Raw genomic sequence first — 17337 nt, 5'->3', positions numbered from 1 at the left:
GATATATGGCATTTTGTATTATTACGGATTCGGCGTCGGATATTCCGCAGTCTGTGATTAAGGAATACGGGCTGCATGTGATTCCGACACCGGTTACGATAGATGAAAAGGATTATTTTGACGGCGATACGATTTTTCCGGAGGAATTTTACCGGATTCAGAAAGAAAATAAATCAGAAATAAAGACGTATCATATCAGCCAGTATATGTTTGAACAGCATTTTGAGCCGTTCGCAAAACGGGGCGACGAAGTGCTGTATATCTGTTTTTCCACAGGAATTGCCGGAACCTACCAGGCGGCAAATCTGGCAAAGGATGAGATTCTGGAAAAATATCCGGATTTTAAGATAACGATTATCGATTCCAAATGCGCGTCCATCGGGTTCGGGCTGGTGGTATACAAGCTTTTGAGAATGCAGAAGAACGGTGCACCCAGGGAGCTTCTCATTGAGGCGGCAGAGTTTTTCTGCGGGCATATGGAGCATGTCGTTACGGTGACGACTCTGGAATACCTGGCACGGGGAGGCAGGCTGAGCCGCTCTTCGGCAGCCATCGGAAGTGTGCTGGACATTAAGCCTATCATTCTGGTCGATGAGAAGGGCGCACTGGTTGCAACCGAAAAAGTGCGTGGTATGAAGCGCGCTGTGAAGCGTTGCCTGGAGCTGGTAAAGGAAAAAGGAACGCAGTTGGAGCGCCAGACGGTGGGACTCTGCTACGGTGCGGACGAATCCATCTGCGAGGAGGCGGAGCACGCACTGCGGGAAGAATTTCACGTAAAGGAAATCCTGAAAACCCAGGTCGGCTGTGCTATTGGGGCGCATACCGGTCCGGGAATCCTTGGCATAGTGTTTGAAAATGCGATTGAGGAGAAATTTGAAGAATATCTGAAATAATCAGAAGAAACGCAGGGCATCAGATGGATGGAAAGTCATTGACGCTCTGCGTTATTTTTCATTTTTATAAGGCGTCTGCCGCTTGCTTTGACGCAATCAGCTTCTCTTTTTCACTTCTGGAAAGCTGTTTAATCTCGTATTCACGGCGCATTGCCGCCTGCCTGTCCGGAAATTCTTCGTAGTAAACGAGAGAAACCGGTGTGCGGCTCCGGGTATATTTGGCGCCCCGGCCCTGGTTGTGCGCCAGGATACGCTGCTTCAGATTATTGGTCCAGCCCGTATAGAGCGTGTTGTCGCTGCATTTTACGATGTACGTATAGTTCATGATATGTCAAATCTCCAGGTATGTATGCAAGGGCATCTGCAAAAACGCTGCAGCGCCCTTCCTTATGAAAAACAGCCGGATGCACGGTATATTTCATGGGGAAAATTCCCGGAAAAGATGGTAAGAAAAAACCGGCTGGAATTCATACTTGTAGTATACGCCGGTTTTTGCTTTTTGTGCAACTGGAGATTTTTTTATTTTATGATGATGGGGTCAAAAAGTATTTTGACCCCTGTGATACCGGATTGCTCTGTACGGTGTACAATGCCTGGTTTTGCTGACTGTATCGCTTACAGCGCAGGTGCCGCCAGGAAGAAGTACATGACGATAAAGTGGCAGGCGCTGCCGCCCATGACAAATAAATGAAAAATCTCATGGGAGCCGAAGTTCTTGTGGCGCGCATTGAACAGCGGAAGCTTCAGCGCGTAAATAATACCGCCGATTGTATAAATAATGCCGCCTGCCAGCAGCCAGCCAAATGCTGCCGGGGAGAGGGAATTGATAAGCTGCGTGAAGGTGAGTACGCACAGCCATCCCATTCCGATATATAGCACGGAAGAAAACCATTTCGGGCAGGTGATCCAGAACGCCTTGATCAGAATGCCTGCCAGGGCGATCGCCCAGACAAGCGCGCAGAGCATCGTGCCCGTTTTTCCCTTAAGCACAAGCAGGCATACCGGCGTGTAGCTTCCTGCGATCAGCACGAAAATCATCATATGGTCGATTTTGCGCAGAACGCGGTTTGCGCGCTCTGAAATATCAAAGGAGTGATAGATGGTGCTGGCGGCGTAAAGCAGAATCATGCTTACGATAAAAATTGCCATAGAGATTACATAAACAGGCTCCCGATGGCTGCAGGCGCGGATAAGCAGCGGGGTTGCCGCAAAAATTGCCATCAGCATACCGATAAAATGCGTAATTGCGCTGCCGGGGTCCTTCAGATGATGTGTGCGTGATGTCTGACTGGTCATAAAAATACCTCCTTTTATATAATACTATTATATGTAGTTTTAAAAACTATGTCATGTGACAAAGAGATGATAACACGCAAAAAGAGAGATTGCAAGGGGTATTAAAAAATTTAATGAAGTTTTCTTATGTACAAGCTTTCATTTTTGCGGTATGATGGGAACATATAAGAATTTATGCAGCAGCGGTCGTCCGGATGACAGGGGCTTTATGCCCGCGAAGGAATCCGGCGCGGACCGGGCTGCTGGGAATATATGAAGGAGAAAACAGGTATGGGGAACCAGGACTGGTCGGATATCGGAAATAATATCAGCGATATGGTGCAGCAGGCAATCGACTCCGGTGATTACAGTAAACTGAGCCAGACGATACAAAAAGCGGTGACTTCGGCAGTCAACAGTGCGGCGGAAGGCGTAGCCGAGGGAATGAACGGCGCGACGAAGGGCTTTAAAGACGGGATGAACGGCGCCGCGAAAGAATTCAGAAGCGGAATGAGCGGCGCGGCGGAGGAGTTTGGTCGCGGAATGCATGAGGGCGCGGAAAATTTTGGAAAAGGAATGAACAGTACGGCGGAAAGCTTTGGTAGAGGAATAAACAATGCCGCGGATGAATTCGGCAAAAGCATGAACAGCGCGGCGGACAGCTTCAGCCGCGGCATGAGCAGTCTGGGGGATTCCATTAACCGCGCAGCGGACAGAATGGCGGGAAGAGCCGGAGGCGCCCGGCAGAGGGCGCAGAATCCGTGGCAGAGCTCCGGACACGCTGAAAAGGGGATATTTGTATATAAACGGACAGCAGATTTGCCGGACAACGAGCTGTATTCCGGCTGCGGGGGAACGAAAATAGCGGGTTATACGCTCAGTATTCTGGGCGGAACGGGCTGCTTTGGTTTTGGAATCGGAATGCTGATTCCGTGGATCGTATCGGTGACACTGGACGTAAATGTGAACGTTGCGCTGGCGGTGCAGCTTCCGTTTCTGCTGCTGAGTGTGGCGGGACTGTGGAAAGGAACATCCATGCTTGGGAGAATCCGCCGCTTTAAAAATTACATCCGCGCACTTGGTACGCGCACATGTATCAGCATAAAAGAGCTGGCAGCGGAAGTGAGAAAGGGCGAAGGCGCTGTGCAGAAGGACGTCCGTAAAATGATTGAGGACGGGATGTTCCGGCAGGGGCATCTGGATGCAGCAGGGAAAAATCTTTTTGTGACAGACCAGGGATATGAGGCGTATCTGGATACGCAGAGGCGGATGGAGCAGCGCAGGGCGGAAAGCATCGCGCAGGAAAAAGCAAGGGAGGCTTACAGGGATAACGAGGCGCTGCCGGAAGAGGTAAAGAAAATGATCGCGGAAGGGCAGAATTATATCAGCCGCATTCACGAAATTAACGAGGCGATAAAGGACGAGACGGTGTCGCAGAAACTGGATGGACTGGAAACGGTGATCACAAAGATTTTCCAGTATGTGGAGCAGCATCCGGAGAGTGCTCCGGAGACGAAAAAGCTGATGAAATATTATCTTCCGACGACGATCAGACTGCTGGAATCGTATCAGAAGCTGAATGACCAGCCCGTGCAGGGACCAAACATTTTTAAGTCGAAGAAAGAAATCGAAGATACGCTGGATACGCTGAATCAGGCGTTTGCGCGGCTGTTTGACAATCTTTACCAGGATATGTCGATGGATATAAAGTCAGATATTTCGGTGCTGAACACGCTGCTGGCGCAGGAGGGTCTGACCGGAGAAAGACTTTAGTGAAAAAGAGAAAAGGACTTATTATTTGAAGGAGGACAGAAAACATGAATGACGAATTTGCGAAACTGGCGAAGGAGACACCGACGCTCACGCTGGACCCCTTTGCGGAGGCGGCAAAGACGGCGGACGCTGTAAGCGGCGCGGCGCAGACGGCAGTGGAGGAAGTGAAAGCGGCGTCAGAAGCGCCGGTGCTGCAGATGCAGGAAAAACCGCAGATTCCTGCGGAGAAAAAAGCGGATGAGCCGGCGGTGGACGAGAGCATGTTCAGCGACGAGGAGAAAGAGCAGATCGCCGCATTTGCGGAGAAAATCAATATACAGGACAGCAATGTGATTCTGCAGTACGGCGCGGCGGCGCAGCAGAAGCTGGCGGATTTTTCCGAGAAGGCGCTGGAAAATGTGAAAACGCAGGACCTTGGAGAGGTCGGAGACATGCTGGCAGGTGTGGTGACAGAGCTGAAAAATTTTAATGCCACGGAGCAGCCCAAAGGGTTTTTCGGTTTTCTGAAAAAGAATGAAAACCGGGTCGAAAACCTGAAGGCGAAGTATGACAAAACGGAAGTCAACGTGAATAAAATCTGTGATGCCCTGGAGGAGCACCAGGTGCGTCTGCTAAAGGATACGGCGACGCTCGATCAGATGTACGAGCTGAATACTACTTATTTCAAAGAGCTTTCGATGTATATTGCGGCAGGAAAGAAAAAGCTGGCGCAGGTACGCGGCACGCAGCTTGTGGAACTGACTGAAAAGGCGAAGAGAAGCAATCTGCCGGAGGATGCGCAGGCGGCGAAGGACCTGGCATCCTACTGCGACCGTTTTGAGAAAAAGCTGCACGACCTGGAGCTGAGCCGCATGGTATCGCTGCAGACGGCTCCGCAGCTCAGACTGATTCAGAATAATAACACCATGATGATTGAGAAAATCCAGTCTACACTGGTGAACACGATTCCGCTCTGGAAAAACCAGATGGTGATCGCACTGGGTCTTGAGCATGCTTCGGAGGCGGCAAAGGCGCAGAACGCGGTTTCGGAAATGACGAACGAGCTGCTGAAGCGCAATGCAGAAGCGCTGCACACTGCCACCGTATCTACGGCACGGGAGGCGGAGCGCGGAATCGTGGATATCGAGACACTTACACAGACAAACGCAAAGCTTGTGCAGACCTTCGATGAGGTTCTGCAGATTCAGGCGGATGGCCGTCAGAAACGCATGGCGGCGGAAGCGGAGATGCTGCGGATGGAGAACGAACTGAAGGCGAAGCTTTTGGAGATTCGCAAATAAAGGGGAATCAGAACCTTTCTGACAAACTGGACTGGTTAAAAAAACAAAAACTGGACATTTCCATATATCCGGATGCGTGATAAGATAGCTTCATGCTCATGAGGAAGAAAAAGGCATTCACGTGAACCAGAAATGAAGGAGCGGAGATTATGGAAAACAGAAATGAAACAGTTTTGAAATGGGCGCAGACAGCCCTTCTGGCGGCGCTGTGCTTTGTCACATTTACATTTTTGCAGATTAAAATTCCGATGCCGGGCGGCGATGCCACCTCGCTGCATATCGGAAATGCGTTCTGCGTACTGGCGGCGCTGCTGCTTGGCGGCGGTTACGGCGGACTGGCAGGCGCGGTCGGGATGACGATTGCGGATATTCTTGACCCGGTCTACATTGTGAGCGCGCCGAAAACATTTGTGCTGAAGCTCTGCATTGGTCTGATTACCGGTCTGGTTGCGCATAAAATCGCGAAAATCGGACAAAGTACGGATAAGAAATATATTTTTAAGTGGAGTGTGATTGCATCCATTTGCGGACTTGGCTTTAATGTCATTTTTGATCCGCTGGTGGGTTACTTTTACAAGCAGATCGTTCTCGGACAGCCGCAGGAAATGGCGTCTGTTCTGGCAAAATGGAGCACGATGACCACCTTTGTGAACGCAGTGGTATCTGTGATTCTGGTTGCCGTGATTTACAATGTTCTGCGCCCGGCGCTGGCGAAGGCGGGGCTGCTGGTGCAGACGGAGTAAACGGGGTGAGCGATTACGGAAGTGCCGGACTACATGTCAGTGCGCGCCCGGATGGTCTGCGCAACGGAAAATTTATATGATATATTTCGGGAAAAGCTCCCTGCATCTGTGTCACGCAGAATGCAGGGAGCTTGCTATTGTCCGCTCCGTTCACAGTAACGGGAGTTTCTCTGCCTTGACCTTTTTATTGTAATTGGATACAATGGAGCAGAAACCTGGTATCATGATATTCGATATGGAGGAATGGATATATGACAGAGAAAAGAACAGAGGAAGAGAAGGCACTGCAGGAAAGATTTGATTTCCGGAGCATCCGGCAGGAGGAGGCAGAGGAAGCGGCAGAGATTGAATATATCTGCTTTCCGCCGAACGAGGCATGCTCACGCAAAATGATGCTGGAGCGGATTGCAAAGGCACCGGAGCTGTTTCTGGTGGCGGCGGACCGGGAAACCGGCAGAATCGCCGGGTTTTTGAACGGGATCTCCACGGAGGAAGAAGCCTTCCGGGATGAGTTTTTTACGGATGCCGGTCTGTATAATCCGGAGGGAGGCGTCGTCATGCTGCTGGGACTGGATGTGCGCCCGGAATACCGCGGACAGGGACTGGCGCGCGAACTGATGCGCCGGTATGCCTGCCGGGAAGCCGGAAACGGCAGACGGCTGCTGATACTGACCTGTCTGCCGGATAAGGTGAAGATGTATGAAAAAATGGGATTCAAAAATAAGGGAATCTCGGCGTCTTCCTGGGGAGGAGAGCAGTGGTACGAGATGAGCTGCATGTTGTCTGGCGGAGCAGAAGAATAAGCTGCGCGCCCTCTAGCGGAACAGCAAATCGTGGTTGATGGTCTGATAGAACAGATTCCGGAAGGCGGCGGCATCGGTGCTCCGGGCGAGTGCCCACATGGTTTTGGCGACGGTGGCTTCCAGGGTCATGTCATAGGATTCTGGCAGGGCAAATTCGTCTTTCATCACTTTGCCTACCTGGTAAATGGACATATCGCTTCCCTCGTGCGTCACCTGGGTCGCCATGACAACGATTTTTCCGGCAGATACCAGACGCTGGATTGCATGGCGGAAGCTGTCGCTGCCATAATCCGGCAGACCGCCCACGCCGAAGGATTCGATGATTACGGCGTCAAATTTGTCGAACAGGGTCTCCAGAATCTGTCCGCTGCAGCCGGGAATCAGCTTCAGAAGAAATACATTGTCATTTAAAGTGCGGTAGAAAACGGGTTCTCCGGTGATACGGTCTTTATCGTCGATATAAAAGATAATGCGGTTTTCCTGGATGACGGCAATCGGAGGATAGTTGATGCTGGAAAATGCGTTATAGCTTTTGGAGCGCTCTTTTTTGGCGCGTGTTCCGGCAATCACGCTGCCTCCAAATACGATGTTTACCCCGTGCGCGCGGTCGTTGGCGGCAAAACGCAGGCTGTCTGTCAGATTTGCGCGCGCGTCTGTGATCGCAAGGTCAATAGGTTTCTGCGAGCCGGTGATGACAACCGGCTTTAAATTATTCTGAATCAGATAGGAGAGCGCGGCTGCCGTGTACGCCATCGTATCTGTGCCGTGGCAGATGACAAAACCGTCGTATTTTTCATAATTATCTTCGATGAGCGAAGCAAGCTTTAGCCATTGCGCGGCGCGGACATTTGTGCTGTCAAGGCTGAATGGCTGCAGGGTATCTATTTCGCAGAATTCTGTGACGGAAGGGACGTAGGACAGCAGCTCCGATGCGGAGATCTGCGGAGACAGACCGCTTCCGGTATATTTTGAGGCAATGGTTCCGCCGGTGGCGATTAAAAGTAGTTTTGAAAATGATCCCATAATATTCTCCACATTCTGACACAATTCATAAACATGTCATATAGCCTTATTCTGGCGGATTTTCCGGAAGATGTCAAGAGGGATAAACAGATATATAGAAGGCGCTGCGTTCGCCTGGAAAAGAGTATACGATTTTTGCTGAAATACAGAAAAATATGTATAATGGCGAATGAAAACGAAAATATAAGAGTAAAATAGACATAATAACGAAAAACACAAGAAATGATTGGGAAAATACAACAAAAATAAGAAGAAAAATATCGAAAAAACAAATGAAATGTAAAAAATGAAAAACATTGAAAAAGCATGGTAAAGAAAAGTAAAAATATCCAAAACGCGGAGAAAATCCGGCATGATATAATCTAATTACAATAAAACAGGAGAAACTTATTATAGAAGGAGGAATTAGAATGAAAATGAAAACAGGAGCAGCTTTTTTACTGGCGGCAGTTACGGCGCTTTCTTTCACAGGCTACAGCGGGTCCGTCAAAGCAGCGGAGAGCAGTGAAGAACTTCCGGTTCTGCGGGTTGCGGCAATGCCGACGATTACAAGTCTGCCAACTTATTATATCCAGAAAAATGGATTAGATGAGCAGGCGGGATTTAAAATGGATATCACCATGTTTGATACGGGTGCCCCGATGAATGAAGCTCTGGCTGCTGACTTGTGGGATGTGGGACATATGGGTGCTGCCGCTGTTACGGGAATGGCAAATTATGATGAACTGATTATTGGTGAAGTGCTGGAATCCACTGACGGACAAGGCGTATTTGTGACACCGGATTCCCCGGTGGCGCAGGATACAGGTTATAATCCGTCGTATCCGACAGTTCTTGGCAGTCCCGATTCTGTTACAGGCATTACGATTCTGACACCTGTGGGAACCGCCCAGCATTTTACTGTTTTGAAATGGCTGGAAAAACTGGGAATGGAACCGACAGATGTAAACATTGTTAATATGGATACTGTGCAGGCCTATCAGGCACTGCAGGCCGGACAGGGAGATGCCGCATCGCTGAATGTGCCCACTTTTTTTGACGCAGAAAATGACGGAATGGTACAAGTGGCAAATCTGGCAGACATGGGAACCCGTTATGTAGATATGATTGTGGGCAACCGCAAATCCCTGGAAGATAAGTCGGAACTGATTCAGAAATATGTAGATTGTGTAATGGAAGCCAATGCTGCTCTGGCAGAGGATTCGGATATGGCGGCAGACCTGCTTGTGGAATTTCTGAAGGATTCCGGAATGGAGACCAGTCGTGAAAACTGCGTGTCTGATTTGGGACGTGTAAAATGGCTGGTAAAAGAAGACTGGAAAGGGCGTGAACTTGGAACTTTTGCGAAAGAACTGGGCGAGTTCTATATAGAGCAGGGACAACTGGAAGCCAGTGCAAGCGAGAAATTTACCACCAATGTGATTACTACCTTTGTGGAGGCTTATCAATAAGACAGACGATTTAAAGCTTATAGGAAAAGAATGACAGGTAAAAATGGTCTGTGACTTTTACAAGCCGCGGACCATTTGCTTTTTCACATTTTGTAATCGGGAGGATACGTTTATCACAAATTTGAGAAGGGAGTAGAGAACGTATGAGAAAGCTTTTTCAAAAGTATAAATATAGATTAATTTCTGTGTGTTCATTCCTGGTGGTGCTTCTCATATGGCACCTTGTCACAGACGGATTTCATCTTGTCAGCGCAGTAATGCTGCCAAGTCCGGCAAAAATACTAAATACATTCTGGTATAAACTGACAGGAGGAACTGTTCCGGATGGTTCCAGCCTTTTGGAAAATATATGGTCCAGCTTAAAGATTGCGCTGGGCGGTTATGCGGTAGGTGTTCTGGTAGGGGTGCCGCTTGGAATCGGCATGGCTTGGAATAAGAGATTTGAACTGTTTGCAAAGCCGTTATTTGATATTATCCGTCCGGTTCCGGCGCTTGCATGGATTCCTCTGATGATTTTGTGGCTTGGAATTGGCTATGCATCCAAAGTTGGCATTATCTTCTTTGCAGCATTTATCAGTGCGACGGTGAATTCTTATACTGGAATACGCAGGACCAGTCAGGTGCATCTGTGGGTAGGAAAAACATTTGGTGCGACAAATCGCCAGATGTTATTTAAGATTGCGATTCCGACGGCGCTGCCAATGATTTTTACCGGTCTGCGTCTGGCGCTTGGTTCCGCATGGGTCGCGCTGGTGGCGGCTGAGATGCTGGCGGCAACCAGCGGGCTGGGATATATGATTCAGATATCCCGCATGATGGGGCGCCCGGATGTGATTATCGTAGGAATGCTGACGATTGGATTTGTTGGACTTCTGCTTAATACGGTGCTTGAAAAGCTTCAGAAAAAATTTGTAAGGAGGGCAAGATAGTATGATTGATACCACATCAAACAGCCGTTTTTCATCAAAACAGTTGATTGCTATTTATACAGTGATTTCTCTGCTGTCTCTGCTTGTGGTCTGGGAACTGGCAGCCAGATTTACCGGAGCATCTATGTTTCTTCCACCTGCAAGTCAGGTGCTGATGGCATTTATCAGAAGCTTTACGGAACCAATTGGTAAACAGACCATGCTGGTGCATATCGGTGTTAGTCTGTACCGTGTGGCGGTAGCGTTTTTCTTTGCAACGGTTGTTGGCATCTCACTCGGCATAGCAATGGGTTATTCCAGACTTGCTGAAGCCATTTTCAAGCCGATTTTCGAATTTATCCGTCCGATTCCGCCGCTGGCATGGATTCCGCTTTCGATTCTGTGGTTTGGCTTAAGCGATGTAGGAAAATTTTTTATCATTTTTCTGGGATGTTTTTCTTTTATTACAGTTAATACATATGATGGAGCAAAAAATGTGGACCCGGAGCTGATTGGAGCAGCCAGGATGTTGGGGGCAAATGAACGACAGATTTTTTTCAGAATAGTTCTTCCGTCTGCTGTTCCTTACATTTTTGCAGGTCTGCAGATAGCGGTTACAGCCGGATGGAGTGCTGTGGTGGGAGCGGAAATGATTCAGTCTAATGAAGGTGTGGGATGGGTTATTGTGCGCGGAATGAATACCGGAAATACAGTACAGATTATGGTGGGAATTATGGCGATTGGCATTGTGGGCTTTATACTTGCTAATCTGACCAGTGCTTTAGAAAGGAGACTGTGTGCATGGAACGAACAGAAGGGAATGTAATCGCAGGAGGAGCAGTACTGGAGTGTCGGAATGTAGGGCGCAGTTTTGATAATTATGATGGGAACGGCAGGAATGAAGTGCTTCGCAATATGAATTTTGAAGTTCATGAAAATGAATTTCTTGTGTTGTTTGGGGCGGGGCAATGCGGTAAAACCACGTTGCTGAACATTTTGGCGGGGCTGGATATGCCGACAGAGGGTGAGGTATATACCAGAGGAAGAAAAGTGACAGGACCGGCTCCAGAGAGAGGGGTAGTATATCAGAAAACATCCTTGTTTCCGTGGATGACTGTTGAGGAAAACGTAGGTTTTGGACCGAGCGTGCGTCATGTGCCGGAAAAAGAGCGCAGAGAACTGGTAAAGCGGTATCTGGAACTGGTTGGTCTGACCGGTTTTGAGAAGAGTTATCCGGGTCAGCTGTCTGGTGGTATGCGGCAGCGCGTTGGTATTGCCAGGGCCTACGCTAATCAGCCGGATATTATGCTGATGGATGAACCGTTTGGACATCTGGATGCCCAGACACGTTATATGATGGAGGAAGAACTGCAGCGCATCTGGCAGAAAGAAAAGCGCACAGTAGTTTTTGTTACAAATAATATTGAAGAGGCACTTTTTTTAGCTGACCGTATCATTCTGCTCACAAATTGCCCCACTCATATTAAGGAAGAATATATTATCGATATGCCGCATCCCCGCGACTATGTGGATTCCGAGTTTTTACGTTTGCGGCAGCTTATTACGGATAATATGGATTTGACGCTGTAAGAGAGGAGAAGTTACTATGCAGGACAATAAAATGCCAAAGGTACAGGTACGTCATCTGACAAAAAAGTTTGGCGACCTCCTGGTACTTAACGATATTTCTTTCGATGTTCATGCCGGAGAATTCCTTTGCATTGTGGGTCCTACCGGCTGTGGAAAGACAACATTTTTAAACAGTCTGACAAAGCTGTATGAGCCGACAGCAGGAGAAATTCTGCTGGACGGACAACCGGTAGACCTGAAGAAACAGAGCATCGCTTATATTTTCCAGGAATATTCTACGATGCCCTGGCTGACGGTAGAAGAGAACGTGGGCTTTGGACTGGATATTAAAGGAGTGCCAAAGGAAAAAGCACGAGTTCTGGTTGACGAATATCTGGAGATTGTGGGACTGACAAAATATCGCAAATACTATCCGGATCAATTATCCGCCAGTATGCTGCAGCGTGTTGTAATCGCCAGAGCATTTGCTACACAGCCGGATTTGCTGCTGATGGATGAGCCTTATGGACAACTGGATATTCAGCTTCGTTACCGTCTGGAAGACGAGCTGATTAGCCTGTGGCAGCGTACTGGAACAACCGTCATATTTATTACGCATAATATTGAGGAGGCTGTTTATCTGGGAGAGCGTATTCTGGTGCTTACTAATAAACCGACAAGTATTAAGCAGGCGATTGATAATTCACTTCCACGTCCCCGGAACATTGCCAGTCCTGATTTTGTGAAACTGCGCAATGAGGTGACGGATTTGATTAAGTGGTGGTAAAATAACAAAGCTTTACATAAAGAAGGCTTGCGGATATAATTGAGGGAGGGACAGGAATGGAAAGGAGACCGAACATTGTATTTATTATTTCGGACGACCAGGGATACTGGTCTCTGGGGTGCAGTGGAAACAGAGAGATTCTTACACCTAATATTGACCGTCTTGCCGCCTGTGGAATGAGATTTGAAAACTTTTTCTGTGCATCTCCGGTATGTTCACCGGCAAGAGCAAGTCTGTTGACGGGAACGATTCCATCCCGGCATGGTGTGCATGACTGGCTCAAAGATGATGATGAACGCCAGGCGTCTCTGGAATATCTGGCGGGACAGTATTCTTACACAAGGGCTCTGGTGGAAAACGGATATTGTTGTGCACTGTCAGGAAAATGGCATATGGGTGCATCAGGAAAGGTGCAGCAGGGATTTACACACTGGTTCAGTCATAAATCGGGAGGAGGTCCTTACTATGGAGCGCCTATGTACCGGGATGGAAAACTGTACCGGGAAGAACGCTATGTGACAGATGCTATTACGGATGATGCTGTAAGTTTTCTGGAATCAAGAACAGAGGACCGGCAACCGTTTTATCTTCATGTAGCATATACTGCTCCACATGCTCCCTGGTTGAATAACCATCCGAAGGAATATACAGAGCTTTATAAAGACTGCCCGTTTGAGTCGGTTCCTCATCTGCCAAGGCACCCGGACAGTATTTATCTGACCGATGAGGTTGCAAAGGATGAGAGAGGAAATCTGATTGGCTATTATGCGGCAATTACTGCGATGGATGCAGGAATCGGGCGTATTCTGGGAAAACTGGATGAAATGGGGCTGACGGAAAATACGCTGGTTGTATTTACGTCGGATAATGGTTTTTCCTGTGGGCATCATGGATTCTGGGGAAAAGGAAACGCTACTTTCCCGCTGAATATGTATGAAGAATCTATAAAGGTCCCCTTTATTGCGTGTCATCCGGGGCATATTCCGGAAGGAAGCGTATGTGACGCTCTGGTCTCCGCCTATGATTTTATGCCGACATTGCTGGAATATCTGGACATTAAGCCATCCGATACATTAACGCGACCGGGGGTGTCTTTTGCGGCTGCGCTCCGGGGAGAAGCTTTTGCACAGCATGAGGAAGTGGTGGTGCTGGACGAATATGGCCCAAACCGCATGATACGGGGAAGACGCTTTAAATATGTTGTCCGCTATCCGTATGGACCAAATGAATTATATGATTTGCAGATGGATTCTCAGGAAACGAAAAATTTGCTGAATGCGGGAGGATTTGAATCGCTTGAAACGAAAATGCGCCAGCGTCTGGAAGAATGGTTTGCCAAATATGTGAATCCGGAAATTGATGGTGCCAGAGAAGCCGTATATGGGTCCGGGCAGACAGGTCTTGCAGGTATGTGGGGGAAAGGAGTTCCGGCATATAGCTGCGACGATTATATTAAGGAAAATCATAACTTCGCACCATACAGAATCAGATAAATAGTGGGAGTGAACAGGATGAAACAATACTTCAGAAAATTTGCCGGGTGTACGAAAAAGCTGCGCACACAATTATTTTTGACGTATTTTCTCGTGTTTGCTCTCTTCTTTTTAGCAGTAATTCTGCTTGTGAGTGTTTCTATACGGAACATTCTCATCGGGCAGATTGGCAATAATCGTACGGCTGTGCTGCGTCAGATAGCGGAGCGTGCAAATATTGTTAAAACCAGCAGTACTACATTATCTAATCTATACAGCTATGAAATTTTAAGCAATAATTTTCTCTCCGGAGAAATGACAAAAGAACAGAGGCAAGAAGCATGGGACTATCTGGATGCCCAGAAACAGGTATATGATGAAGTGTTCAGTTATATCGGTCTTGGGTATGAAGTGGTTCTTTTGGGAGAAAATGGGTTTTTATACAATTCGGATAGCGATGGAACTGATGTAAGCACATGGGTTTATCAGCCGTGGTATAAAAAACTTCTGGAGGCGCTTGATAATGGGGCTGCCGGAGAAGTGCAGTTTTCGCGTACGTTTAGCGGCAGTCGGAATGGTGATACGGTCTACCGGTTTGCAGCCGGACAGAGGCTGGATAATGGAGAAAATCAGAGTGTGCTTCTGATTCTGATTGACGAACAGCTTCTGGAAGACCTTTACGTATCTACACAGGAGCAGGGCGGAGAAATATATATATACGACCAGGCTGGATTCATTGTATCACATTCCAATAAAAAAATGCTTGGAAAACAATTTATTAATGTGGACTATATGAGGGATGTCTATGGAACTGACCGTTCTAATATTATTGAAAAGATGGGAGAAACATACATGCTGTCTACCTATCTGGATGAAAAGACCGGCTGGACTATAGTGGAGGAAAGTCCGACAAGAATTATTCTGGGAGCTCTGAATAAAACGTGGTGGATTATGAGCTGTCTTCTTATTGCGGGGTTGCTTCTTGCTGTGGCAGTATCGGCATATATATCGAGGCATGTCTCCAATCCGCTGGCAAACTTAAGCAGTGCAATGGATAAGGTTGGAAAAAATGATTTTAAACCGCCCGCCATAAAGAATGGCATTGAGGAAATCAATCATCTTCAGGAGAGCTTCCAGCATATGGCTTACGAAATTTCAAACCTGATGGATATCATACAGGAGAGAGAAGAGCAGAAAAGAGAATTGGAGGTAAATTTTCTGCGTGCCCAGATTAATCCTCATTTTCTGTATAATACACTGTTTTCTATCCGTTGTGCGGTGGAAGTAGGAAAAAACAATCAGGCTGCACAGATGATTAGCGCGTTTATCGATTTGCTGCGAAGTACGTTAGCTGTCAGAGATTCGATGATTCCGTTATGTGATGAATTTGAAGCTACCAGAAAGTATCTGGTAGTGCAAAAGCTGCGGTATGGAGAAAAAATAAATTATGAACTGGAGCTGCAGGAGGGAACAGAACAGTGTATGGTGCTGCCTCTGATTTTGCAGCCGCTGGCAGAAAATGCAATTTTTCATGGGATTGAGGCAAAATATGAAACGGGTACAGTGGTAATTGAATCGGCTCTTCTGGGAGAACGGCTGCTTCTCACGATAACAGATGATGGAGCCGGAATGGATGAGAGAACGCTGGAAAAAGTACGCGCCTGCCTTAAACAGCCGGCAGTAAAGGATGACAGCTCTATTGGAATGCCGAATGTACATAACCGTATTCGGCTGAATTATGGAGAAGAGTATGGTCTGACCGTGGAGAGTTCAAAAGGAATCGGAACTACGGTTACCTTACTGATGCCTGCCATTTTTCAAAAGGAGGAGAAGCATGAAAGTTCTGGTCGTGGATGATGAAATTATGATTTGCGAATGGCTGGAATTCTGTATTTCACAGAATCCGCTCTGTCAGCTTACCGGTGTCGCCCACAACGGTGCGGAAGCGCTGGAACTGTTCCAAAAGGAGGAACCGGATTTAGTCCTGACTGATGTCAAAATGCCGGTCATGGATGGACTGGAGTTTCTGCATGCCCTGCGGTCTTTTAACAGCCGGACGAAGGTAGTTTTTCTGACAGCATTTTCTGAGTTTGACCTGATTCGGCAGGCATTGAGGGACGGAGCTTCGGAGTATCTCTTAAAAACGGAGATGCAGAATGATGTTTTGCAGGATTTACTTAACAGGGAGGCTGGAGAACTTCACCTTGCCGAGAACAGGGACGAAACAGATACTGCAAGTATATCACAGGCTCATTACGTTATTGGAAGTATTCTTCGTCAGAATAAGGAACTGACAGAGGAAGAGCTTGAAAATCTGCGCAGGTGCAACATACGCTGGCGCAATAACGGACTGTTTGCTCTTGCCGTGTGGAAAAAAAGCATTTTAAACGGGGGTCTTGTATTTCCTGGTGCAAGTCAGATACGTCATGTTGCGGGGTTTGATTATACGGATCGGATTTATGTAATTGTTGGAAATTTTACAAGAACGCTCAGTGAAGCGGAAAAGGCAGAGAAGCTGGCGGTATATGCCGGTGATATTCAGAAAATGAACAACTGCATGGTGGGTATAAGTGCAATTACGGATGAAATGAGGCGCATCCCTCTTGCAATCTGGCAGGCGTCCTGCTCTTTGGGAGAGGGATTTTATGAGGGGAAAAAGCGTGTGTATGTGCCGAGGTACCCGTTGACGGAATTGTTTAAAAAGAATGAATTGTGGAAAAATGCTTTTACAGAATTCAATATGCATTTGTATCAGGCAAAGGGATACCAAAGATATGAGCTGTTGGATGAATTCCTTAAAAATGCAGCCAGCTGGCGGATTCTTGCGGTGGAATCCCTGTGTGGACTGTGCAGAGATACTTTTGAACTTCTGGAATTTGAGGCTAAGGGAAACGGGATATCCCTGACTGGAACGGATATTCTCCGGGAACAGATGGAGGAATGTATTTCCCTGGAGGAGGCCAGGCGGATTATGGAGGCTTTTGCCGGACAGTGTCATTTGACAGAGCTTCAGAATGCTCCCAAATCGAAGAATATACAACTGGCAGTGGAATACATTAACGCGCATTATGCGGAGCAGCTGAGTCTGGAGCAGGTTGCGGCTTCTGTATATCTGAATCCGGATTATTTTTCAAGAGCTTTTAAAATGGAAACGGGGCAAACCTTTGTCAATTACCTGACGGATGTCAGATTGTCACGGTCTGTCTGGTTGTTGGAAAATACGGCTCTGCGTGTACAGATGATTGCACAGCAGGTAGGTTATTATAATGCAAGCTACTTTTCGACAATCTTTAAGAAGAAATATGGAATGAGTCCTTATGAATACCGGCGTAAGGAAAAGTAACCGGGAGGGAGTTTTTT

Annotated in this window: 16 protein-coding genes; 13 read left to right on the top strand and 3 right to left on the bottom strand. The window is 47.5% G+C overall.

Translation table 11 applies throughout. The features are described 5' to 3' along the window. The first annotated feature begins 5 nt into the window (after nt 1-5). Nucleotides 6-893 carry a DegV family protein gene (locus NQ534_RS07660; RefSeq protein ID WP_006863184.1) on the top strand — a complete coding sequence of 296 codons (888 nt, stop codon included), beginning with the start codon at nt 6-8 and terminating at the stop codon, nt 891-893. 64 nt (nt 894-957) lie between these two features. On the opposite strand, the gene NQ534_RS07655 is transcribed toward NQ534_RS07660, so the two are convergent. Then, complete coding sequence (locus NQ534_RS07655; protein WP_006863185.1) at nt 958-1218, bottom strand: GIY-YIG nuclease family protein; 261 nt, start codon at nt 1216-1218, stop codon at nt 958-960. 290 nt (nt 1219-1508) lie between these two features. Next, the gene (gene trhA, locus NQ534_RS07650; RefSeq protein WP_006863186.1) at nt 1509-2189 is read right to left on the bottom strand and encodes a PAQR family membrane homeostasis protein TrhA; all 681 of its coding nucleotides are present in this window, start codon (nt 2187-2189) and stop codon (nt 1509-1511) included. 270 nt (nt 2190-2459) lie between these two features. Here trhA and NQ534_RS07645 point away from each other — a divergent pair, with 270 nt between their 5' ends. The 4 genes from NQ534_RS07645 (at nt 2460) to NQ534_RS07630 (ending at nt 6767) form a co-directional block, all read left to right on the top strand. Further along, nucleotides 2460-3941 carry a 5-bromo-4-chloroindolyl phosphate hydrolysis family protein gene (locus tag NQ534_RS07645; protein ID WP_050778348.1) on the top strand — a complete coding sequence of 494 codons (1482 nt, stop codon included), beginning with the start codon at nt 2460-2462 and terminating at the stop codon, nt 3939-3941. A 44-nt stretch (nt 3942-3985) separates the two neighbouring features. Beyond that, the gene (locus NQ534_RS07640) at nt 3986-5221 is read left to right on the top strand and encodes a toxic anion resistance protein (protein WP_006863188.1); all 1236 of its coding nucleotides are present in this window, start codon (nt 3986-3988) and stop codon (nt 5219-5221) included. 149 nt (nt 5222-5370) lie between these two features. Beyond that, complete coding sequence (locus NQ534_RS07635; protein WP_006863189.1) at nt 5371-5964, top strand: ECF transporter S component; 594 nt, start codon at nt 5371-5373, stop codon at nt 5962-5964. A 251-nt stretch (nt 5965-6215) separates the two neighbouring features. After that, nucleotides 6216-6767, top strand: a complete 552-nt coding sequence (locus tag NQ534_RS07630) for a GNAT family N-acetyltransferase (RefSeq protein WP_006863190.1) — start codon at nt 6216-6218, stop codon at nt 6765-6767. 12 nt (nt 6768-6779) lie between these two features. Here NQ534_RS07630 and NQ534_RS07625 read toward each other — a convergent pair whose 3' ends face one another. Further along, on the bottom strand, nt 6780-7790 hold the full coding sequence (locus NQ534_RS07625) for an asparaginase (RefSeq protein WP_006863191.1): 1011 nt from the start codon (nt 7788-7790) through the stop codon (nt 6780-6782). Nucleotides 7791-8200: 410 nt separating this feature from the next. Here NQ534_RS07625 and NQ534_RS07620 point away from each other — a divergent pair, with 410 nt between their 5' ends. The 8 genes from NQ534_RS07620 (at nt 8201) to NQ534_RS07585 (ending at nt 17320) form a co-directional block, all read left to right on the top strand. Then, nucleotides 8201-9241 (top strand): ABC transporter substrate-binding protein, encoded by a 1041-nt coding sequence (locus NQ534_RS07620; RefSeq protein WP_006863193.1) that lies wholly within the window; start codon nt 8201-8203, stop codon nt 9239-9241. 143 nt (nt 9242-9384) lie between these two features. Further along, nucleotides 9385-10170: an ABC transporter permease gene (locus tag NQ534_RS07615; RefSeq protein ID WP_006863194.1), complete on the top strand. Its 786-nt coding sequence runs from the start codon at nt 9385-9387 to the stop codon at nt 10168-10170. 1 nt (nt 10171) lies between these two features. Continuing rightward, the gene (locus NQ534_RS07610; RefSeq protein ID WP_006863195.1) at nt 10172-10975 is read left to right on the top strand and encodes an ABC transporter permease; all 804 of its coding nucleotides are present in this window, start codon (nt 10172-10174) and stop codon (nt 10973-10975) included. Further along, nucleotides 10951-11739, top strand: coding sequence for an ABC transporter ATP-binding protein (locus NQ534_RS07605; RefSeq protein WP_006863196.1), 789 nt, complete (start codon nt 10951-10953; stop codon nt 11737-11739). Before NQ534_RS07610 ends, NQ534_RS07605 begins: the two co-directional genes overlap by 25 nt. Nucleotides 11740-11755: 16 nt before the next feature. Continuing rightward, on the top strand, nt 11756-12505 hold the full coding sequence (locus NQ534_RS07600) for an ABC transporter ATP-binding protein (protein WP_006863197.1): 750 nt from the start codon (nt 11756-11758) through the stop codon (nt 12503-12505). A 56-nt stretch (nt 12506-12561) separates the two neighbouring features. Then, nucleotides 12562-13998: a sulfatase family protein gene (locus tag NQ534_RS07595; RefSeq protein WP_040784383.1), complete on the top strand. Its 1437-nt coding sequence runs from the start codon at nt 12562-12564 to the stop codon at nt 13996-13998. Nucleotides 13999-14016: 18 nt separating this feature from the next. Then, nucleotides 14017-15834 carry a cache domain-containing sensor histidine kinase gene (locus NQ534_RS07590; protein WP_006863199.1) on the top strand — a complete coding sequence of 606 codons (1818 nt, stop codon included), beginning with the start codon at nt 14017-14019 and terminating at the stop codon, nt 15832-15834. Further along, nucleotides 15812-17320 carry a response regulator gene (locus NQ534_RS07585; protein WP_006863200.1) on the top strand — a complete coding sequence of 503 codons (1509 nt, stop codon included), beginning with the start codon at nt 15812-15814 and terminating at the stop codon, nt 17318-17320. The genes NQ534_RS07590 and NQ534_RS07585 overlap by 23 nt, the downstream gene beginning before the upstream one ends. Nucleotides 17321-17337: the final 17 nt, after the last annotated feature.

Source organism: Marvinbryantia formatexigens DSM 14469 (assembly GCF_025148285.1).
Classification (GTDB): domain Bacteria; phylum Bacillota; class Clostridia; order Lachnospirales; family Lachnospiraceae; genus Marvinbryantia; species Marvinbryantia formatexigens.
The sequence above is the reverse complement of the archived record's forward strand: the minus strand, read 5'-3'. Positions and strand labels throughout refer to the sequence as shown.